Source organism: Massilia sp. KIM (genome assembly GCF_002007115.1).
In the GTDB taxonomy this organism is placed as follows: Bacteria; Pseudomonadota; Gammaproteobacteria; order Burkholderiales; family Burkholderiaceae_D; genus Telluria.
On record NZ_MVAD01000002.1, the window covers coordinates 195196 to 216308 of the forward strand.

The window sequence follows — 21113 nt, forward strand, 5'->3', positions numbered from 1 at the left end:
GGTGGTGGAAAGCTTGAGTGTAGACGGTTTGACAGCGAAAAACTTCCCGGCAGGCATAAATTCATGGCTGCGGCTCTGCTGAAAGAATATTTCATTGATGAGCTCTTCATGAAAGAAGATTTCACTCTATTGCCTTCAGTAACCGTGTTGGCATGCCACGGGAGTGTCCGTTAAGCTTTTGCTATCGGTTTAATAACCCTGGCAGATCGGCAGAAGGAGCTGAAGGCCTCCGCGCTGTTGTTGATCTGGATTAAACGCCTCTCGCGCTTCGGTCCGAATGCTCGTATGATGGACCTGTGCGCCTTACCACAAGGTAGATACCATGCGCCCCCTCGTCATCGTCCCCGCGTGCACGCGTGATTTCGGCGAACATCCGTACCACGCGGCGCAGCACAAGTATGTCGACGCCGTCGTGCTCGGAGCCGACTGCGCCCCCATGATCCTGCCTTCGCTTGGCGCGTCGCTCGATCTGGAGACCATGTTCGGGCTGATCGACGGCATCATGCTCACCGGTTCCGCTTCCAACGTCCATCCGAGCTACTACTCGGAAGAGGTGCTCGACCCCAGCCTGCCGCAAGACCCCGCGCGCGACCAGACCACGCTGCCGCTGATCCGCGAAGCGGTCAAGCGCGGCGTGCCGATCATCGCGATCTGCCGCGGCTTCCAGGAGATGAACGTGGCGCTGGGCGGCAGCCTGCACCAGGCGGTGCAGGCGGTGCCGGGCAAGTTCGACCACCGCGAGAACCCCGAGCTGGGCATGGACGAGCAGTACGGCGACGCGCACCGGGTCAGGCTGACCGAGGGCGGATTCCTGCGCGGCATCCTGGAAGCCGACGAGATCCCCGTGAACTCGCTGCATGGCCAGGGCGTGAACGAGATCGCGCCCTGCCTGACGGTCGAGGCGGTGGCCGAGGACGGCCTGGTCGAAGCCTTCACGGTGAAGGACTCGCCCGGCTTCACGCTGGCGGTCCAGTGGCACCCCGAGTGGCGTATCCAGCACAATCCCTATTCGATGAAGATGTTCGGCGCGTTCGGGCAAGCCTGCCGCGCCTATCGAGAACAGCGCCGGAGCCGAGGATGACAGCCTATGAACCATGGGCTGCGCGTCCAGTCCCATAGCTTCCCTGCCTGCCGTACCCATCGCGCGCGCCATGGCGAGCCGCCTGCGCGCGCCTGACCTAGACAGTGAGGCAATCATGGCTATCCGCGAACATTTCAGTTATACCGACATGGAAGAGTGGCTCAATGCGAAGCGAGTCACCGAAATCGAATGCCTGGTCCCCGACCTGACCGGCGTCGCCCGCGGCAAGATCCTGCCGCGCGTGAAATTCACCGAGGATCGCGGCATGCGCCTGCCCGAGGTGGTGCTGGGCATGACCGTCACCGGCAACACGCCGGAGCGCGACGACGCCTATAACCGCGCCATCTCGGCCACCGACCGCGACATGATCCTGAAGCCCGACCCGACCACCATCACCATGGTGCCGTGGGCGGTGGACCCGACCGCCCAGGTCATCCACGACTGCTTCTTCGCCGACGGCAGCCCGGTCGACTTCGCCCCGCGCAGCGTGCTGCGGCGCGTGCTCAAGCTGTATGCGGAGCGCGGCTGGAAGCCGCTGGTCGCGCCCGAGCTCGAGTTCTACCTGACCGCCAAGAACATCGACCCCGACCTGCCGCTGGCCTCGCCCATCGGCCGCAGCGGGCGCGCCGAGACCAGCCGCCAGGTCTACAGCATCGACGCGGTCAACGAATTCGATCCGCTGTTCGAGGATATCTACGACTACTGCGACACCATGAACCTCGACGTCGACACCCTGATCCACGAGATCGGCGCCGGGCAAATGGAGATCAACTTCCAGCATGGCGACCCGCTCGGCCTGGCCGACAAGGTGTTCTACTTCAAGCGCACCCTGCGCGAAGCCGCGCTCAAGCACGACATGTACGCCACCTTCATGGCCAAGCCGATGGAAGGCGAGCCCGGCTCGGCGATGCACGTGCACCAGAGCGTGGTCGACGCCAAAACCGGGCGCAACATCTTCAGCAACGAGGACGGTTCGCCATCGAAGCTGTTCCACCAGTACATCGGCGGCCTGCAGCGCTACATGCCGTCGGCGATGGCCATCGTCGCTCCCTACGTCAACTCCTACCGCCGCATCGTGCGCCACACGGCCGCGCCGATCAACCTCCAGTGGGGCATGGACAACCGCACCGTGGGCTTCCGGGTGCCGGTGTCCGGGGCCCAGGACCGGCGCGTCGAGAACCGAGTCATCGGCGCCGACGCCAACCCCTATCTCGCCCTGGCAGTGACCCTGGCCTGCGGCTACCTTGGCATGACTGGGCAAGTCGAGCCTTCGGCGATGGTCGAAGGCAGCGCCTACGACATGCCGGTCGAGCTGCCCCAGGGCCTGTCCGAGGCCATCACCCTGCTGCGTCGCGAGGACCGCCTGCGCGACGCGCTGGGCGAGCGCTTCATCGACGTGTATTCGGCGGTGAAGGACCTCGAGCACCAGGAATTCATGCGTGTCATCAGCCCGTGGGAGCGCGAGCACCTGCTGCTGCACGTCTGAAGCGAGGACGGTCACGACGATGGGAGGAAACCATGGACGCCAAGCTCACGGCCGCGCCGCTGCGCGCGCAGGCCCCGGAAAGCTACGACACGCAGGCGCTGCAGCAGCTCGATGCGGCGCACTACCTGCATCCCTTCACCGACCACGCCGCCCTGCGTGAGCGCGGCGCGCGCGTGATGGTGCGCGGGGACGGCGTCTATGTCTGGGATTCCGAGGGCAACAAGATCATCGACGGCATGGCCGGCCTGTGGTGCGTGAACGCCGGCTACGGCCGCGCCAGCATCGCCGAGGCGGTGCACGCCCAGATGCTGGCGCTGCCCTTTTACAACAGCTTCTTCAACACCACCAACGTGCCGGCCGTGAAGCTGGCGGCCCTGCTGGCCAGCCTGGCGCCGCCGCAGTTCCAGCACGTGTTCTTCACCAGTTCCGGCTCGGAAGCCAACGACACCATCGTGCGCATGGTGCGGCGCTACTGGCAGCTGCAGGGCCAGCCCGAGCGCCAGGTCATCATCAGCCGCCGCAACGCCTACCATGGCAGCACCATGGCCGGGGCCTCGCTGGGCGGCATGGCGGCCATGCATGCGCAGGGCGGGCTGCCGATCCCCGGGATCGAGCACATCGAGCAGCCGCACTACGGCCTGCACGGCCGCGGCATGAGCGAGGCCGGCTTCGGGCTGGTGGCGGCCAGCTGGCTGGAAGACAAGATCCTCGAGCTGGGTCCGGACAAGGTGGCGGCCTTCATCGGCGAACCGGTGCAGGGAGCGGGCGGAGTGATCATCCCGCCGGCGACCTACTGGCCCGAGATCCAGCGCATCTGCGAGAAGTACGACATCCTGCTGGTCTCGGACGAGGTGATCTGCGGCTTCGGACGCCTGGGCACCTGGTTCGGCTGCGAGCTGATGCAGTCCAAGCCGGACCTGATCGTGTTCGCCAAGGGCGTCACCTCGGGCTATGTCCCGCTGGGCGGCGTGCTGGTGGGCAGCCGGGTGGCGCATGTCCTGATCGAGAAGGGCGGGGATTTCAACCACGGCTTCACGTATTCCGGGCATCCGGTCGCCTGCGCGGCGGCGCTGGAAAACCTGCGCATCCTGATCGAGGAAAAGCTGGTGGAGCGGGTCGCGCTGGAGACGGGCCCGCACCTGCGCGCCAGGTTCGCCGGCTTGACCGCGCATCCGTTGGTCGGCCATGCCGAGACCTGCGGGCTGGCCGCCGGCCTGAACCTGGTGCGGCGCAAAGGCGCCACGGTGCACGAATGCGAGGCCTTCCCGGCCGAGCAGGCGGTGGGGATGCTGTGCCGTCAGTTCATGTTCGATAACGGGGTGATCATGCGGGCGGTGGGGGATCGCATGATCGTCGCGCCGCCGCTGTCGATCACGGTGGCGGAGATCGACGAGATGGTGGAGAAGATCCGCTTCTGCCTGGACCTGACCTGGGACGAGGTGAACAAGCGGGGATGGCTCGCCTAGCCTTGCCGCTTGCCCAAAAAACTTGGGCCCCCTCGACGGGAGCCCAAGCGAATGTGAGGGCCGGAAAATCGTCGGCCTTAGCCTTCCTCAGACCGCCGCGATCTTCAGTTCTCCGTGATTCTTGAACACCTGCGGCGCCAGCGAGCCGATGAACATCCCCGCGAACGCTGCCAGCAGGCCCGCCAGCTGGCCCGGGAAATGCTCGCCCCAGGTGGTCACGCCTTCGAAGAACAGCAGCCAGGTCACGATGCCCGCCGCGATCGACAGGATCGCGCCCTGGGTGGTCGCGCGCTTCCAGTACAGGCCCATCACCAGCGGCACGAAGGCGCCCACCAGGGTCACCTGATAGGCGCTCGACACCAGTTCGTAGATCGAGGTGCCTTCCATCGCGATCGCATAGGCCAGCACCAGGGCCGCGAAGATCACCACCGTCACGCGCATCGCCAGCAGTTGCTGTTTGTCGCTCATGCCCGGCCTGAGGTGCTTGAGGATGTTCTCGACGAAGCTGGTGGAGGGCGCCAGCAGGGTGGCCGAGGAAGTGCTCTTGATCGCCGACAGCAGGGCGCCGAAGAACAGGATCTGCATGATCAGCGGCATCTCGGTCATGATGAAGGTCGGCAGCAGGCGCTGGTAGTCGTTCTTGGCCAGTTCCATCGCCGAGCCGCCCATCACCACCACGGCCGCGGCCACGATGAACATCGGCACGAAGGCGAACAGGATGTAGCTGGCGCCGCCGATCACGGCGCCGGTGCGCGCGGTCGGCGCGTCCTTGGCCGACATCACGCGCTGGAACACGTCCTGCTGGGGGATCGAGCCGAACATCATGGTGATGGCCGCGCCGATGAAGAACATGATGTCGGTGAAGCTCGGCTCCGGCAGCACGCGCCACAGGTCGGCCTGCTGGGCCATCGCCAGCACCTTGTCCGAGCCGCCGGCCAGGTCGGCCGCGAACACGGCGATCACGCTCATGCCCACCACCAGCACGATCATCTGGATGAAGTCGGTGATCGCCACCGCCAGGAAGCCGCCCACCACCACGTAGATCAGCACCGCCAGGGTGCCCACGATCATGCCGGTGGCCGGCGCCATCGCGCCATTGGTCAGCACCGAGAACACCAGGCCCAGGGCGGTGATCTGCGCCGCCACCCAGCCCAGGTAGCTCAGGATGATGGCGACCGAGCAGAAGATCTCGATGCCCTTGCCGTAGCGCTGGCGGTAATAGTCGCCAATGGTCAGCAGATTGAGTTTATAGAGCTTGGTGGCGAAGAACAGGCCGACCAGGATCAGGCAGGTGCCCGCGCCGAAGGGGTCTTCGATCACCGCGTTCAGGCCGCCCTGGACGAACTTGGCCGGCACGCCCATCACGGTCTCGGCGCCGAACCAGGTGGCGAAGGTGGTGGTGATCACCATGATCAGCGGCAGGCTGCGGCCGGCCACGGCGAAGTCGGCGGTGTTCTTGATCCGCGTGCCCGCCCACATCCCGAGGCCGAGAGTCCCCAGCAGGTAGAGCACGACGAAAATGATCAAAGTGGTGTTCATGCGGTGTGTGCTCCGAGAGACGAAAATTATCGGGCGGAAAATCCGCGATTATAAGGGCAGAAACTGGCGCCTGGATCAGGTCTGTGTGGTTTTTGTCTAGGTATCGTATACGAATAGAAACAACATCCAGACGCAAAAAAGCCCGCCGTGGGCTGACCATGGCGGGCTTTGGGAGAGGGGCGGGATCAGAGGCCGAGCAGGGCGCCTTTGCCGGTCCACAGCGGGAAGGCGTCGGCGCAGGCGCCGTGCACGATGGCCACTGCGCCGGAGACGCAGGTCAACACGCACATGGCCATCTTTCCGTAAGGTAGGGAGAGCGGTTTCATAGTTATTTTGCTATTGAATTCTGAATGTTGATAGTTTATCGCCGAGCTCAGATGTTGTGAAATTGATCCTGTTAATGGATCTGATAGGGTCTTGCATCGCCGGGCGGCGCGGTAGAATCGGTGGACATCTTCGGCACGGGAGACGAGCATGACGGCGATTAACTGGCATGAACGCGCTGCGGCGCTGGCGGCGGACGGGCGGGCATTCATCGACGGCTGGCGGGTGGACGCCCGCAGCGGGCAGCGGTTCGACAGCACGTCGCCGGTCGACGGCCGCAAGCTGGCCGAGGTGGCCCGCTGCGATGCGCAGGACGTCGACCTGGCGGTGGCGGCCGCGCGCCGCGCTTTCGAGGACCGGCGCTGGGCCGGCAAGGCGCCGGCCGAGCGCAAGCGGGTGCTGATCCGCTTCGCCGAACTGATGCTGGCCCACCGCGAGGAACTGGCCCTGCTGGAGACCCTGGACATGGGCAAGCCGATCCGCTACAGCCTGAGCGTGGACGTGCAGCTGGCCCAGAACTGCATCCGCTGGTATGGCGAGGCCACCGACAAGATCTACGACCAGGTCGCGCCCAGCCCCGAGGACAGCCTGGCCCTGATCACGCGCGAGCCGGTCGGCGTGGTGGCGGCGATCATCCCCTGGAACTATCCGATGCTGATGGCGGCCTGGAAGATCGGCCCGGCCCTGGCGGCGGGCAACAGCCTGGTGCTCAAGCCCTCCGAGAAGGCCCCGTTGTCCTCCCTGCGGCTGGCCGAGCTGGCGCTCGAGGCCGGCGTGCCGCCGGGCGTGTTCAACGTCCTGCCGGGCTACGGCGACGAAGCCGGCAAGGCCCTGGCCCTGCACATGGACGTGGACTGCATCGCCTTCACCGGCTCCACCCGGGTGGGCAAGCAGATCCTGCAGATGGCCGGGCAGTCCAATCTCAAGCGCGCCTGGACCGAGCTGGGCGGGAAGTCGGCCAACATCGTGTGCGCGGACTGTCCGGACCTCGACGCGGCGGTGGCGAGCGCGGTCGGCTCGATCTATTTCAACCAGGGCGAGAGCTGCAACGCGCCCTCGCGGCTGTTCGTGGAGGAGTCGATCCGCGAGGCTTTCCTGGAGAAGGCGCTGCGCCTGGTCCCGCGCCACGCGCCGGGCGATCCGCTGGACGAGCAGACCGTGATGGGCGCCATCGTCGACCAGATCCAGATGAAGACGGTGCTCGGCTATATCGAGGACGGCAAGGCGGCCGGGGCCAGGCTGCTGGCCGGCGGCGGCGCGGCGCGCCAGGACAGCGGCGGCCTGTACATCGAGCCGACCCTGTTCGACGGGGTGGACGCGAGCATGCGCATCGCGCGCGAGGAGATCTTCGGGCCGGTGCTGTCGGTGCTGTCCTTCACCGACCTGGACGAGGCGGTGCGCCAGGCCAACAGCACGCCCTACGGGCTGGCGGCGGCGGTCTGGACGCGCGACATGAGCAAGGCGATCCGCACCGCCAGGGCGCTGCGGGCGGGAACGGTGCATGTGAACCAGTACGACAACGACGACATCACGGTTCCCTTCGGCGGCTACAAGCAGTCGGGCAACGGCAGGGACAAGTCGCTCCACGCCTTCGACAAGTACACGGAGCTGAAGACGACCTGGATCCAGGTCTAGGAGCCTGGGCGGCAGTAGGAAACCCTCGTGCCGCGCGGACTCCTGGGGCGCGGGAAGGCGGCGCGAGCGGCGCGCCGCCTGGGCAAGGGCCGGTGCTATAGTGGACTTCCCGAAGCATCAGCGGGAAGAGCAATGAGCGACGGCATGCGCGAGTTCCTGCGCGAACACGGTATCCACGAGGTCGAGTGCGTCATCACCGACATGACGGGCATCGCGCGTGGAAAAATCCTCCCGAAGGACCTCTTCCTCGACGGCGACCACATGCGGCTGCCCAAGAGCGTGCTGCTCAACACGGTCAACGGCGAGCAGCCCAACAATACGCCCTACGTGGGCAGCACCGATCCCGACATGGTCTGCGTGCCCGACCCGGCCACGATGCGCGTGGTGCCCTGGGCCTCCGAGCGCGTGGCCCTGGTGATCCACGATTGCCAGGAGTTCGACGGCACGCCGGTCGAGCTGGCGCCGCGCTCGGTGCTGCGCCGGGTGCTGCGGCAGTACGCGGCGCGCGGCTGGCGCCCGGTGGTTGCGCCGGAGATGGAGTTCTACCTGGTCGCCCGCAACACCGATCCGCACCAGCCCCTGAGCCCGCCCACGGGCCGCACCGGCATGACGGAACTGGGCCGCCAGTCCTATTCGATCGACGCGGTGAACGACTTCGATCCCTTCTTCCTGGAGTTGTCGGACTTCTGCAAGCGCCACGAGCTGGGCGTCGAGACCCTGATCCACGAAGCCGGGGCGGGGCAGATGGAAATCAACTTCGCCCACGGCGACGCGCTGGAACTGGCCGACCGCGTCTTCCTGTTCAAGCGGGCGGTGCGCGAGACCGCGCTACGGCACGGCATCTTCGCCACTTTCATGGCCAAGCCGATGGAGACCGAGCCGGGCAGCGCCATGCACGTGCACCAGAGCGTGGTGGACGCCGCCACCGGGCGCAACGTCTTCTCGAATGAGGACGGCGGACCGAGCGCGCTGTTCTTCCACTTCATCGCGGGGCTGGAGCGCTACGTGCCGGACGCCCTCCTGATGTTCGCGCCCCACGTGAATTCCTACCGCCGCCTGTCGCGCTTCCAGAACGCGCCGACCAACGTGCGCTGGGGCTACGACAACCGCACCTGCGGCATCCGGGTGCCAAACTCCTCGCCCCAGGCCAGGCGGGTGGAGAACCGGGTGCCGGGCGTGGACGTGAATCCCTACCTGGCGATGGCGGCCACGCTCAGTTGCGGCCTGCTGGGGATGGTCGAGGGCTTGAGGCCGTCGGAGCCGACGCCGGACAGCGCCGAGCAGGTCAACGACGACCTGCCGCGCGACCTGGAAGACGCGATCCTGCGGATGCGCCAGTGTCCGCAACTGGGAGCGATGCTGGGAGAGTTGTTCGTGCAGGCCTATTGCGAGGTCAAGGAGCTGGAGTACGCGACCTTCAGCCGGGTGATCAGCTCGTGGGAGCGGGAGCACCTGATGCTGCTGGTCTGACGCGCGGCCGTGCTGCTAGGGGCAGGGCAAGGTGACCGTCAAGCGGGTCATCCCCGCGCCCGTATCCATGCTCACGCTTCCGCCCTGCACCTCGGCCATCAGCTTGATCGAATACGTCCCCAGCCCTGTCCCGCCGACCTTGTCCGCCGTCGCATACTTGTCGAAGAAGCGCTCGCGCATCCCGGCCGGCACCTCGCCCGGATTGTCGATCATGACGTGCAGGTTGCCGTAGCCCGGCGCAATGTAGACCCGCACCGCGCCCCCTTCGGGCGAGGCTTCCACCGCATTCTTGAAGACGTTGTTGAACAGCGAATAGCACAGCAGCGGCTCGCCCAGGCACATCACGTCCTGCGGGGCCTCGTAGCGGATCACCACGTCCTTGCCGGCGCAGGACAACTGCACCTGCTTGCTCACCTTGGACAGCAAGGCCCCCAGGTCGAACATCTGCAGCACGGGCTGGTAATTCCCCTGTTCCATCCGGTAGATGTCGAGGGTGCGGTTGATCATCTCGAGCGCGTTGCAGGCCGCTTCTTCGATCATGCGCGCCTGTTCTTCCTGCGCCTCGCTCAGGCTGCCGTTCAGGAGCGCCTGGCTGCCGTGCAGGGCCACGGCGATCGGGCTCTTGAGGTCGTGGCGGGTCATGCGTTCGACGTCCTCGCGCAGGCGCGCGTTCTCGATCAGCAGCTCGTTCTGGCGCTTGAGGTCCTGCATCGCGGTCGCCAGCATCAGGTGGGCCGACAGGCGCGCCTTGAGGATGGTCGGATCGGCCGGCTTGGACACGTAGTCCACCGCGCCCAGTCGCAGGCCGGCCACCACGTCCTCGGTGCCGTCGCGCGCCGACAGGAAGATGATCGGGATGTGGGCCGTCTTCGGATTGGCCTTGAGCTGGCGGCAGACTTCGTAGCCGTCCATCACCGGCATCATGATGTCGAGCAGGATCAGGTCGAGGTGGAAAGCCTCGGCGATCTCCAGCGCCTTCTTGCCGCTGATCGCGACCTTGATCGCATAGTCGTCCTTCAGCACCCCGGCCAGCACCTCGATGTTGGTCGGGATGTCGTCCACGATCAGCACCGTGCATTTCTTGACCCGTTCGACGATGGGCTGGTCCAGGCCGATCACGTTCGAGGGCGGCAAGGCCGGAGCAGGGGCGGGGGCCGGCGCGGCGCTCACCGGAGCCGGCGCCGCAGCCGGCGCGGGCGCCGGACGGGGCGGACGCGAGAAGGGCGAAGGCGGCGCATCCAGGGTGATCCCGAGCATGTTCATGAACTTGCTGGCGAAGCTGTGCACCGTGAAAGGCTTGATCATGTAGGCGTTCACGCCCGCCTGCAGCGCCGTGCGCACCGAAGCGGGATTGGCTTCGGCGGTCAGCATCATGAAGGGCGTGTGCGCGTAGCGGTGGTCGCCCCGCATCCACTTGAGCAGGTCGATGCCGCTCATCACCGGCATGCCCCAGTCGCCCACGACGATGTCGATCTGCTGCTTGCGCATCAGGTCCTGGGCGGTCTTGCCGTTATCGGCCTGGAACACGTTCAGGTAGCCGAGTTCGGCCAGCACCTGGCGCACGTGGGTGCGGATCAGGAGGTAATCGTCGACGATGAGGATGGCGGCGGACTTGTCCATGATGTTTATGGCAACTTAATTTAATGCAGTGTAACAACTAATTTTCGCTGCGCCTATGTGTCCAAAACGCCACTGTCGCGTGATCTGGCCGTTTTATTGTCGAGTTGTGCTTGTTTTTGCGTTTACTTGCGTGTTTGCGCGTGTTTGGGTAAAGTGGGCGGACTGAACATATCGGAGAGCCCATGCAACTGGCGGAAGAACGGCGGCAGGCGATCGTCGAGGCAGTGGAGCGCGAAGGGCGCGTGCTGGCCGTCGAACTGGCGCGCCGGCTGAACACCTCGGAAGACACGATCCGGCGCGACCTGCGCGAGCTGGACGCCTCGGGCCAGCTGCGCCGCGTGCACGGCGGGGCCATGCGCCTGCGGCGCGAGGTCAGCTTCAACGAGCGGGCCGAGGTCGACCTGGCGCGCAAGGGCCAGCTGGCGCAAGCCCTGCGCGCCCTGATCCGTCCCGGCGAGACCGTCATCATGGACGCCGGCTCGACCCACCTCGCGCTGGCGCGCCAGCTCGAGGACGGCTGCTGCGCCGCCATCATCACCGACAGCCCGGCGATCGCCCTGGCGCTGGGGAGCCTGCGCCGCACCCGCATCGTGCTGCTGGGCGGGACCTACGATCCCGACGCCGGCGCCGTGCTCGGTCCCTCGACCCTGGCCGAGGTGCAGCGCCTGCGCGCCGACCTGGCCCTGGTGGGCGTGTGCGGCCTGGACTCCGAGCGCGGCCTGGCCGCCATCAACCCGGAAGAGGCGGCGATCAAGGCCGCCATCCTGGCCGGCAGCGCGCGCCGCGCGGTCGCGGTGCTCAACGAGCGCCTGGACGGCAGCGCGCCCTTCCTGTTCGGCAGCCTGGCCGAGATCGACCACCTGGTGCTGGAGGGCGACGCCGCCACCGACACCGTCCAACGCTTGCGCACGGCCCATCCGGCGCTCGACATCCAATTCGCAGGAAAGGCAAAGGCATGAACCGGATTTCCACCACCAGCACGCAGACCGTCGAAGCGGGACGCTGGGCCATCTCGACCGTCTTCCTGCTCAACGGCATGGGCATCGGCCTGTGGGCCGCCCACGTCCCGGTGGTGCAGGCGCGCATGGGCATCGACACCTCGACCCTGAGCATGGTGCTGCTGACCATCGCCGCCGGCGCGCTGCTGGCGATGCCGCTGATGGGCGGCCTGACCTCGCGCTTCGGCACGCGCCGCACCACCCTGGTCTCGGGCTTCGCCTTCGCGTTGCTGCTGGGCCTCATCATGAAGGTGGGCGAGCTGCCGCTGCTGTTCGCGACGGCCTTTCTGTTCGGCGTCTGCAACGGCGCGCTGGACGTGGCGATGAACGCCAACGCCAGCGAAGTCGAAACCGCGCGCGGGCGGCCGACCATGTCGTCGTTCCACGGCTTCTTCAGCCTGGGCGGCCTGATCGGCGCGGCGCTGGGCGGCCTCATCATCGGCCAGGGCCTGGGCCACGGCGAGGGCGCGATCATGATGGCGGTGGCCACCGCCGTGGTGCTGGCGCTGGCGGCGCCGCGCGTGATGGCCTTCGCGCCGACCCATGGCGCCGGCAGCCATTTCAGCCTGCCGCGCGGCGCGGCCATCGGCCTGGGCCTGCTGGCCATGCTGTGCTTCGCGGTCGAGGGCGCGCTGGTGGACTGGAGCGGCCTCTTGATGCAGGAGCGCACCGGCGCCGATCCGGCCACGGCGGCGCTCGGGTTCTCGGCCTTCTCGGTGGCGATGGCGGCCTGCCGTTTCGCCGGCGACCGCCTGATCGTACGCTTCGGCGCGCTGCGCATCATGGTGGCGGGCGGGGTGGCGATGTTCGCCGGGCTGGCGACGGCCGTGCTGAGCACCCACTTCCTGCTGTCGGCCTGCGGCTTCGCGCTGATCGGGCTGGGGGCGGCCAACGTGGTGCCGCTGCTGTTCGGCGCGGCCTCGCGTATTCCGGGGATGAGCGCCGGGGCTGGCGTGGCGGCGGTGGCGACCCTGGGCTATGGCGGACTGTTGCTGGCACCGCCGGTGCTGGGGTGGATTGCGACCCAGTCGAGCGTGATGATGGCCTTGGGGGTGTTGTCGCTGTCGGGGTTGGTGATCGCGCTGAGTGCGCGTGTGGTCAAAGGGCACGCCTGAAGCCCATTGCGGCTTAGTTGGCTTTAAGACGTCGTTCCGGCGAAGGCCGGAACCTAAGTTCGTTGAGCAGCCGGTCTGCATGCAAACTTGGGTTCCGGCCTTCGCCGGAACGACGGTCTTCGGGCTAGCTAATCAATCAAACCTAGCGTGTCGGATACTCGCGCAAAACCTGGTAGCCGCCGCGCGACTCGACCAGGGCATAGCTTCGCGCTTGCCACAATACGCTTGGTCCTGACGCTGGTAGCTTGCAGCCCACAGCGCGCCGCGCCATGGTCACGTGCGGCCGATAGGCCCGCTGCTCCGGCTGCAAGCCGAGCGAGACCAGCGCCTCGCCCAACCGCGCGTGCAGCGCCAGCAGTTCCGGCGGTTCCCCATGCGGCTCCAGCACCGCCAGCCCGCGCGGCCACAGCACCGCGCGCCCGATCTCGACCGCGAAAGGGTCGAAAGGCAGCGCCAGCCCGTCCAGCAGTTCGGGCAGGCGCTCGTCCGGCAGGTTGCCGAGGAAGTGCAGGGTAAGGTGCAGCTTGTCGTCCGCGACCGGCGCGGCGTCCTGGGGCCAGCCCCAGGCGTCGCGCCACTCGCGCAGCTGTTCGCGGATGAAGGGATCGGGCCAGAGCGCCAGGAACAGACGGGTGGTCTTGTCGGCGCTCATGGCGGCGGCTCAGAAGCAGTGTTCGGGGCCGGGGAAGCTGCCGTCCTTCACCGCCGCCACATAGGCGGTGACGGCGGCCTCGATGCTGGTCTGGCCTTCCATGAAGTTCTTCACGAAGCGCGCCTTGCGGCCCGGGAAGACGCCCAGCAGGTCGTGCATGACCAGCACCTGGCCCGAGCAGTCCGGGCCGGCGCCGATGCCGATGGTGGGAATGGCCAGCAGCTCGGTGACTTCCTTGCCCAGCGCGGCCGGAATCGCCTCCAGCACCACCAGGGTGGCGCCCGCCGCCTGCACCGCCTTCGCGTCCAGCTTCAGCTGCTCGGCCGCGGCGTCGGTCTTGCCCTGCACCTTGAAGCCGCCGAAGGCGTGCACGAACTGCGGGGTCAGGCCGATGTGGGCGCACACCGGAATGCCGCGCTCGACCAGGAAGCGGATGGTGTCGGCGACCCAGGCGCCGCCTTCGATCTTGACCATCTGGGCGCCGGCGCGCATCAGCTGCACCGCGCTGTCATAGGCCTGCTGGGGCGTGCCGTAGCTGCCGAAGGGCATGTCGGCCAGCACCAGGGCGCGCTGGGCGCCGCGCGCCACCGAAGCGGTGTGATACACCATGTCGGCCACCGTCACCGGCAGGGTCGAATCGTGGCCGGCGCAGACCATGCCGAGCGAATCGCCGATCAGCAGCACTTCGACGCCGCAGCGGTCCATCAGGGCCGCGAAGCTGGCGTCGTAGGCGGTCAGCATGGCGATCTTGTCGCCGGCGGCGCGCATGGCCAGCAGCGCGGGAACGGTCACGGCCTTCGGCGCCGGCTTCGGCGCCTCGTTGCCGGTCGTGTCCTTGCTCCCAAGATAAGCGCTCATATAAATCCTTTAGAAAAACAAACGTCCAGACCGCGTAGTGTAATGCGGTCGCCGCCAATCCGCTGGTGGCGGACTAGGAACGGAAAATGAAGTAGACGGCGCCCACCAGGCAGAGGGCCGCCCATACGTAGTCGAGCTTGAACGGCTCGTTCATGTAGAACATCGCGAAGGGCACGAAGACCGAGAGCGTGATCGCTTCCTGCATGATCTTCAGTTGCGCCAGGCTGAACTGGGTGTGGCCGATGCGGTTGGCCGGCACCTGCAGCAGGTATTCGAACAGGGCGATGCCCCAGCTCACCAGGGCCGCCACGTACCAGGCGCGCGAGTTCAGGCTCTTCAGGTGGCCGTACCACGCGAAGGTCATGAAGATGTTCGACAGGATGAGCAGGCCCGCGGTCTGGGCCCAGACGGGAATCGGCATGTCAGTCGGTCCGGGTAATGAATTGTCCGGCCACCTGCGGCACGAAGCCGGCCGCCGGGCCGAGTCCGGGGATGGCCAGGTCGGGGGCGATCTCGAGCAGCGGCGCCAGCACGAAGGCGCGTTCGTGCATGCGCGGGTGGGGCACGGTCAGCGTGGCGGTGGCGATGCTGCGCTCGCCGTACAGCAGCAGGTCGAGGTCGAGCGTGCGCGGGGCGTTGCGGTAGGGACGCTCGCGCCCGTGCGCCTGTTCGATGCCCTGCAGGGCTTCCAGCAAGGCCTGGGGCGCGAGTTCCGTGTCGAGCGCGGCCACGGCGTTGACGTAGTCGTCGCCGCCGGAATCGATCGGGGCGCTGCGGTACAGGCTGGACGCGGCCAGCAGGCGCGCTCCGGGAAGCGCACGCAGGCGCTCGATCGCATCGAGCACGTTGGCGCGCGCGTCGCCCAGGTTGGCGCCGATGCCTACGTAGGCGATCATTCGCCGCCGGCGCTCTCGGGCGCCGCGGCCGGCGCGCCTTCGCCGCTGGGCTTGCGGGAACGGCGGCGGCGCTTCTTGGGCGCGGCCCCGCCTTCACGCTCGCGGGTGCTGGCGGCCGCCACCAGGCGTTCGCGCTCGCCGCCCTCGGCGTCGTAGAACTCGGTCCACCATTCGCCGATCTCGGCCGGCAGTTCGCCCGAGGCGCAGCGCAGCAGCAGGAAGTCGTAGCCGGCGCGGAAGCGTGGGTGCTCGAGCAGCTTGTAGGGCGCGCGGCCGGCGCGGCGCTCGAAGCGCGGCTGCATGGCCCAGATGTCGCGCATGTCGGTGGCGATGCGGCGCTGCAGGGCCAGGTTGTCGGTCTGGGTCTCGAGCACGTCGTCGGCCGCCAGGTGCAGGGCCGGGATCGGCGCCTCGCCCGCGGCGCGGTAGGCGTTCCACTTTTCCAGCACCTGGTGCCACAGGAGCGACGCGAACAGGAAGCCGGGCGAGACGCCCTTGCCGGCCTTGACCCGGTTGTCGGTCGACTCCAGCGCCAGGGTCACGAACTTCATGCCGATCGGCTGCTCCAGCACCACGTCCAGCAGCGGCAGCAGGCCATGGTGCAGGCCGGCCGCGCGCAGCTCCTTCAGGCAGGCCAGGGCGTGACCCGAGAGCAGCAGCTTGAGCATCTCGTCGAATACGCGCGCCGCCGGCACGTTGTCGATCAGGGGCGCCATCACGGGGATCGGGGCGCGGGTCGAGGGCTCGATGGTGAAGCCCAGCTTGGCCGCGAAGCGCACCACGCGCAGCATGCGCACCGGGTCTTCGCGGTAGCGTGCTTCCGGCATGCCGATGATGCGCAGGCACTTGGCGCGGATGTCCTCGATGCCGCCGTGGTAGTCCAGCACGCTCTGGGTGGCCGGATCGTAGTACATGGCGTTGATGGTGAAGTCGCGCCGCGCCGCATCCTCGTGCTGGGGGCCGAAGTTATTGTCGCGCAGGACCCGGCCATGCTCGTCCTTGGGCGCGTTGTTGCTGCCGTTGCCGCGGAAGGTGGTCACCTCCAGCAGCTCCTGGCCGAACATCACGTGCACGATCTGGAAGCGGCGGCCGATGATGAAGGCGCGCCGGAACAGGCGCTTGACCTCTTCGGGCGTGGCGTCGGTGGCGATGTCGAAGTCCTTGGGCTTGACGCCCAGCAGCAGGTCGCGCACGGCGCCGCCCACCACGAAGGCCTTGAAGCCGGCTTCCTGCAGGGTCTGGGTCACCCGGACCGCATTGGGCGACACGTTCTTCGGGTCGATCCGGTGCTCGTCCGGCCCCAGGATCACTGGTTCGCTCGGATCTCGCTGGTCTTTGACGCCAAGGATTTTGCGGATGAATTTTTTAATCATTGAATAAACGGATGGTTGGCCAGCCCTGCTGCGCCGCATGGGCTTCCAGCGCGCTGCTGGGGTTGGTGGCGACCGGGTGGGACACGACGGACAGCAGCGGGATGTCGTTGTGCGAATCGCTGTAGAAATGGCTGCGCTCGAAGCTCGCGAAGGGGCGGCCGAGGCGTTCCAGCCAGGCGTGCATGTGGGTGATCTTGCCGGGCCCCGAGGTCGGGGTGCCGGCCAGCCTGCCCGTGAGATTGCCCGCGGCGTCCAGCTCGGGCATGGCGGCGATGTGGTGCTCGACGCCGAAGGCGGCCGCGATCGGCGCCGTGATGTAATGGTTGGTGGCGGTGATGATCGCCACCAGGTCGCCGGCGTCGAGGTGCTCGCGCACCAGGCGCAGGGCCTGGGGGCGGATCGCCGGTTCGATCACTTCCCGCATGTACCGGGCGTGCAGGGCGTCCAGATCGCGGCGCGGGAAGCGCGCCAGGGTGCCGAGCGCGAACTCGAGGTATTCGACCGGGTCGAGCACCCCGGCCTGGTACTGGGCGAAGAATTCGTCGTTGCGGCGGCGGAAGGCCGCTTCGTCGACGGCGCCCACGCGCACCAGGAACTCGCCCCATTCGTAGTCCGAATCGATCGGCAGCAGGGTATGGTCGAGGTCGAACAGTGCAAGGTGTTTCATGCTGTGCTTAGTCTCTTTGTTCCGGCTGCTGGTGTTCTTGCAGCAATAAATCGCGCAGCAGCGGCAGGGTGACCGGACGCTGGGTCTCGAGCGAATACTGGTCGAGGGCGTCCAGCATGGTCGCCAGGGAACGCATGTCGCGTTTGAAATGTGACAACAAATAGGGTAACACGCTCGCCGACAGCGTCAACCCGCGCGCCTCGGCCGCCTGGGTGAGGGCGGCGATCTTCTCGTCGTCCGACAGGCCGTGGATCTGGTAGACCAGGCCCCAGCCCATGCGGGTGCGCAGGTCCTCGCGCACCTGCAGCAGGGCGGGCGGCACCGGGCCGGTGCAGACCATGTAGGCGCCATGCTCGCGGATCTGGTTGAACAGGGCGAAGGCGTCGATCTGGCGCTCGGGGCTGAGGCGGTCGCAGTCGTCGAGCAGGTAGAGGCTCACCTCCGGCAGGTAGGTGAACTGGTCTTCCGGCGCGTCGCAGGCGATGTAGCGCGAGCCCTGGCTGGCGGCCAGGGCCTGCAGCAGATGGGTCTTGCCGGCGCCGCTGTCGCCCCACAGGTAGGCGAAATGCTCGCGCGAAGCGCGCTGCGCGAACTGGTGCATCAGGTGCGCCAGTTCGGCATTTTCTCCTACCTGGAAGGTGTCCAGGCTATGCGCCGGTTCGGCGCCCAGGTCAAGCACCAGCTGTTTCATGGTGTCGGGTGAGTGGGTAAACCCATGCAAGAAAGATCATAAGCGTCAGGCATTATAGAAGCTGCTGCGCAGATAGTGGCTGCGGACGTGGCGGAATCCCACCATCAGCACCGCCGACGCGGGCAGGGCCAGCAGCACGCCGGCGAAGCCGAACAGCTCGCCGAAGGCCATCAGGGCGAAGATCACGGCCAGCGGATGCAAGCCGATGCGCTCGCCGACCAGGCGTGGCGTCAGGATGAAGCTTTCCAGCAGCTGGCCGACGGTGTAGATGACGGCGACCCAGATCACCGCGCTCCAGCCGGCGAACTGTAGCAGCGCCGCCACCAGCGCCAGCAGCATGCCCAGGCCGAAACCCAGGTAGGGTACGAAGCCGAGCAGGCCGGTGAGCACCCCCACCGGCAGGGCCACGTCCAGGCCGATCAGGGCCAGGGCCGCCGAGTAGTACACGGCCAGCACGATCATCACGAGGAGCTGGCCGCGCAGGTACTGGGCCAGCAGTTCGTCGGTCTCGCGCGCCATGCCCACCACCTGGCCGACGTAGCGGCGCGGGATCGCGCCCTCGATGCGCGCCAGCAGGGCGTGCCAGTCGAGCAGCAGGTAGAACAGCACCACCGGCACCAGGGTCAGGGTGGCGATCCAGCCCAGCAGGGCGCTGCCGCCGACCCGCACCTTGGCCAGGATGGTGGTCCAGACGTCGCTGCCGCTGGCCGCCACCTGCTGGGTGAGGATCTCGCGCAGGCCGGCGCTGTCGAGCTTGACGTTGATGCCGTACTGGGCCAGCCAGGGCGAGAACATGGTGTCGAGCTTGGTGAAGAAGGCCGGAATCTTCGCCTGCAGCAGCGGAATCTCGGCGCGCAGCACCGGCACCACGATCAGCACCAGGGCCAGCACCGCCAGGAAGAAGGCGGTGATCACCACCGAGACCGCGAGCAGGCGCGGCATGCGGCGGTTCAGGCGGTCGACCGCGCCGCCCAGCATGTAGGCCAGGATCGCCGAGGCGATGAAGGGCGACAGGATGGACCCGAGGGTGTACAACAGCAGCGCCACCGCCAGCCAGAGCGCCAACCAGAATGTCGATTGTTTCTGCTCCGGAGTGAGAAAAAATGGCATGCGATGGGTTGTTTGATCGTTAAACGGGTTGCGAAAGGGCCGTTTTGCTAAAATAGCGGATTGACCAGGCTTCTGGTCTACCGCCTTCTATTTTACCGCCTCCGCTGCCAAATACCATGAGCCAACCATCTAATGTTTCTCTCTCCTACCGCGACGCGGGTGTCGACATCGATGCCGGCGACGCCCTGGTCGAAGCGATCAAACCTTTCGCCAAGCGCACCATGCGCGAGGGCGTCCTGGGCGGCATCGGAGGTTTCGGTGCGCTGTTCGAGATCAGCAAGAAGTACAAGGAGCCGGTGCTGGTCTCGGGCACCGACGGCGTGGGCACCAAGCTCAAGCTGGCCTTCGAGCTGAATCGCCACGACACGGTCGGCATCGACCTGGTCGCCATGAGCGTGAACGACATCCTGGTGCAGGGCGCCGAGCCGCTGTTCTTCCTCGACTACTTCGCCTGCGGCAAGCTGGACGTGCCGACCGCCACCGACGTGGTCAAGGGCATCGCCCAGGGCTGCGAGCAGGCCGGCTGCGCCCTGATCGGCGGCGAGACCGCCGAGATGCCGAGCATGTACCCGGACGGCGAATACGACCTGGCCGGCTTCGCCGTCGGCGCGGTGGAAAAGTCGCAGATCATCGACGGCAGCAAGATCGCCCCGGGCGACGTGGTGCTGGGCCTGGCCTCCTCGGGTGCGCACTCCAACGGCTATTCGCTGGTGCGCAAGATCATCGAGGTGGCCAAGCCCGACCTGGAAGCCGACTTCCACGGCCGCAAGCTGGCCGACGTGCTGATGGCGCCGACCCGCATCTACGTCAAGCCGCTGCTGGCCCTGATGCAGTCGATGGAGGTGAAGGGCCTGGTGCACATCACCGGCGGCGGCCTGGTCGAGAACATCCCGCGCGTGCTGGCCGATAACCTCACCGCGGTCCTGGACGGCAAGTCCTGGACCATGCCGCCGCTGTTCCAGTGGCTGCAGCAGCATGGCGGCGTGGCCGACGCCGAGATGCACCGCGTGTTCAACTGCGGCATCGGCATGACCGTCATCGTGGCCAAGGAAAACGCCGACGCCGCGATGGCCCAGCTCCAGGCCGCCGGCGAGACCGTGTACCGCATCGGCGAGATCCGCGCCCGCGAAGAAGGCCAGGCCCAGACCGTCGTCGTCTGAGGTTTGCGGCGCGAACGCCGCTCGCCCGGCCCGCCATGCGGACCGGGGAGCGGCGTTTTTCTTTGGGCGAAGCGTTCGCTACCAGCGTTCGCTACCAGCGTTCGCTACTCACGCGAGGGGAAGATCCCTTCGAGGCAGATGATGTAGTTGATGCCCAGCGAAGGCTGCATGGTGCTGACGCTGGCGCTCACGCTCACCGGGACCGCGATCGGCGCGCCGGTGCCGTTGTTCGGGCCGGTGACGGCGTCGGCCTGGCCCGAGAGCTTGGTGGCGACGCTGGCGCTGTTCAGCACCACGGTGGGCGCGGCGCCATTGCCGACATAGATGTTGGCCAGGCCCGGGCCGCCGCCGCTGCTGCCCAGGGCCGCGCCTTCGGATGGCACCGCGCTGCCCGGGCTGGCGGTGGTGGCGTGCAAAGTCGAGGTGGCGCTCAGCTGGCTGCCCTGGATGCTGACCGGGTGTTCATGCTTGGGCAGGTGGGCGGCGTCGATGGTGACGCTGGCGGTCCCGCTGGCGGTGAAGCTGCTGCTGTCGCTGCCCATCGGCTGGCCCTGCTCGACCGGAGACAGGCCCGGCCCGTTGCCCATCCCGACCAGGGTGCGCCCGCGCAGGTCGGGCAGGGCGAAGGTGGTGCGGCCGTCGCCGCCATAGGTCGTGCCGAGCAGCGCGAACAGCGGCGTGTTCTGGGCGATCGACAGCAGCTGGCCCTGGCACAGCGCCCAGCCGCGCGGCGCGAAGTTGAATCCCACAGGCAGAATCGTTCCGATGAATGCTTCCATGCCACCCCTCTCAGTCTCGTTGCGCGTCCTGTGAACCGGGACGCCGGCGGTGTCCGGAGCGGACGAGCCGCCCCGCGCCGATGTTTTCCCTTGCTCGGAATCAATAACTCGGCAAGCCGTATTCTTGTGGCATGAAGTGCGACTTGGTATTGATATTTCGCAAACAAAAACGGGTTTTGAATATTGCCTGGTG

General features: G+C 67.1%; 19 protein-coding genes. 8 read left to right on the plus strand and 11 right to left on the minus strand.

Annotation, left to right across the window (positions count from 1 at the left end; genetic code table 11):
- Window positions 1–322: 322 nt before the first annotated feature.
- The 3 genes from B0920_RS15645 (at window position 323) to B0920_RS15655 (ending at window position 4033) form a co-directional block, all read left to right on the plus strand.
- Window positions 323–1081 carry a gamma-glutamyl-gamma-aminobutyrate hydrolase family protein gene (locus B0920_RS15645; RefSeq protein ID WP_078033591.1) on the plus strand — a complete coding sequence of 253 codons (759 nt, stop codon included), beginning with the start codon at window positions 323–325 and terminating at the stop codon, window positions 1079–1081.
- A gap of 115 nt (window positions 1082–1196) precedes the next feature.
- Window positions 1197–2567 carry a glutamine synthetase family protein gene (locus B0920_RS15650; protein ID WP_078033592.1) on the plus strand — a complete coding sequence of 457 codons (1371 nt, stop codon included), beginning with the start codon at window positions 1197–1199 and terminating at the stop codon, window positions 2565–2567.
- 32 nt (window positions 2568–2599) lie between these two features.
- Window positions 2600–4033: an aspartate aminotransferase family protein gene (locus B0920_RS15655; protein ID WP_078033593.1), complete on the plus strand. Its 1434-nt coding sequence runs from the start codon at window positions 2600–2602 to the stop codon at window positions 4031–4033.
- Window positions 4034–4120: 87 nt separating this feature from the next.
- Here B0920_RS15655 and B0920_RS15660 read toward each other — a convergent pair whose 3' ends face one another.
- The gene (locus B0920_RS15660; protein ID WP_078033594.1) at window positions 4121–5572 is read right to left on the minus strand and encodes a sodium:solute symporter family protein; all 1452 of its coding nucleotides are present in this window, start codon (window positions 5570–5572) and stop codon (window positions 4121–4123) included.
- Between the two features lie 474 nt (window positions 5573–6046).
- Here B0920_RS15660 and B0920_RS15665 point away from each other — a divergent pair, with 474 nt between their 5' ends.
- Both B0920_RS15665 and B0920_RS15670 read left to right on the plus strand, forming a co-directional pair.
- A complete protein-coding gene (locus tag B0920_RS15665) occupies window positions 6047–7531 on the plus strand; it encodes an aldehyde dehydrogenase (protein WP_078033595.1) in 1485 nt (494 codons plus the stop codon).
- 132 nt (window positions 7532–7663) lie between these two features.
- A complete protein-coding gene (locus B0920_RS15670; protein ID WP_078033596.1) occupies window positions 7664–9001 on the plus strand; it encodes a glutamine synthetase family protein in 1338 nt (445 codons plus the stop codon).
- 15 nt (window positions 9002–9016) lie between these two features.
- Here B0920_RS15670 and B0920_RS15675 read toward each other — a convergent pair whose 3' ends face one another.
- Window positions 9017–10621 (minus strand): response regulator, encoded by a 1605-nt coding sequence (locus B0920_RS15675; protein WP_078033597.1) that lies wholly within the window; start codon window positions 10619–10621, stop codon window positions 9017–9019.
- A gap of 182 nt (window positions 10622–10803) precedes the next feature.
- Here B0920_RS15675 and B0920_RS15680 point away from each other — a divergent pair, with 182 nt between their 5' ends.
- Window positions 10804–11580, plus strand: coding sequence for a DeoR/GlpR family DNA-binding transcription regulator (locus B0920_RS15680; RefSeq protein WP_078033598.1), 777 nt, complete (start codon window positions 10804–10806; stop codon window positions 11578–11580).
- Complete coding sequence (locus B0920_RS15685; protein WP_078033599.1) at window positions 11577–12734, plus strand: MFS transporter; 1158 nt, start codon at window positions 11577–11579, stop codon at window positions 12732–12734. Before B0920_RS15680 ends, B0920_RS15685 begins: the two co-directional genes overlap by 4 nt.
- Window positions 12735–12876: 142 nt before the next feature.
- On the opposite strand, the gene thpR is transcribed toward B0920_RS15685, so the two are convergent.
- From thpR to B0920_RS15725, 8 genes are all read right to left on the minus strand, one after another.
- Window positions 12877–13386, minus strand: a complete 510-nt coding sequence (gene thpR / locus B0920_RS15690) for an RNA 2',3'-cyclic phosphodiesterase (RefSeq protein ID WP_078033600.1) — start codon at window positions 13384–13386, stop codon at window positions 12877–12879.
- Between the two features lie 9 nt (window positions 13387–13395).
- Window positions 13396–14244 (minus strand): 3-methyl-2-oxobutanoate hydroxymethyltransferase, encoded by an 849-nt coding sequence (panB, locus tag B0920_RS15695; protein ID WP_078033601.1) that lies wholly within the window; start codon window positions 14242–14244, stop codon window positions 13396–13398.
- Between the two features lie 73 nt (window positions 14245–14317).
- Window positions 14318–14665: a DMT family protein gene (locus B0920_RS15700; RefSeq protein ID WP_078033602.1), complete on the minus strand. Its 348-nt coding sequence runs from the start codon at window positions 14663–14665 to the stop codon at window positions 14318–14320.
- A 1-nt stretch (window position 14666) separates the two neighbouring features.
- Window positions 14667–15140: a 2-amino-4-hydroxy-6-hydroxymethyldihydropteridine diphosphokinase gene (gene folK, locus B0920_RS15705; RefSeq protein WP_078033603.1), complete on the minus strand. Its 474-nt coding sequence runs from the start codon at window positions 15138–15140 to the stop codon at window positions 14667–14669.
- A complete protein-coding gene (pcnB, locus tag B0920_RS15710) occupies window positions 15137–16513 on the minus strand; it encodes a polynucleotide adenylyltransferase PcnB (RefSeq protein WP_078033604.1) in 1377 nt (458 codons plus the stop codon). The genes folK and pcnB overlap by 4 nt, the downstream gene beginning before the upstream one ends.
- The gene (locus tag B0920_RS15715; protein ID WP_078033605.1) at window positions 16506–17180 is read right to left on the minus strand and encodes an HAD family phosphatase; all 675 of its coding nucleotides are present in this window, start codon (window positions 17178–17180) and stop codon (window positions 16506–16508) included. Before B0920_RS15715 ends, pcnB begins: the two co-directional genes overlap by 8 nt.
- A gap of 7 nt (window positions 17181–17187) precedes the next feature.
- On the minus strand, window positions 17188–17871 hold the full coding sequence (hda, locus tag B0920_RS15720) for a DnaA regulatory inactivator Hda (protein ID WP_078033606.1): 684 nt from the start codon (window positions 17869–17871) through the stop codon (window positions 17188–17190).
- A gap of 45 nt (window positions 17872–17916) precedes the next feature.
- Window positions 17917–18981, minus strand: coding sequence for an AI-2E family transporter (locus B0920_RS15725; RefSeq protein ID WP_078033607.1), 1065 nt, complete (start codon window positions 18979–18981; stop codon window positions 17917–17919).
- A gap of 116 nt (window positions 18982–19097) precedes the next feature.
- Here B0920_RS15725 and purM point away from each other — a divergent pair, with 116 nt between their 5' ends.
- The gene (purM, locus tag B0920_RS15730) at window positions 19098–20141 is read left to right on the plus strand and encodes a phosphoribosylformylglycinamidine cyclo-ligase (RefSeq protein WP_078033608.1); all 1044 of its coding nucleotides are present in this window, start codon (window positions 19098–19100) and stop codon (window positions 20139–20141) included.
- A 104-nt stretch (window positions 20142–20245) separates the two neighbouring features.
- Here the strand turns inward: purM and B0920_RS15735 are convergent, their stop codons facing one another.
- Window positions 20246–20920 (minus strand): phage tail protein, encoded by a 675-nt coding sequence (locus B0920_RS15735; protein ID WP_078033609.1) that lies wholly within the window; start codon window positions 20918–20920, stop codon window positions 20246–20248.
- Window positions 20921–21113 lie beyond the last annotated feature (193 nt).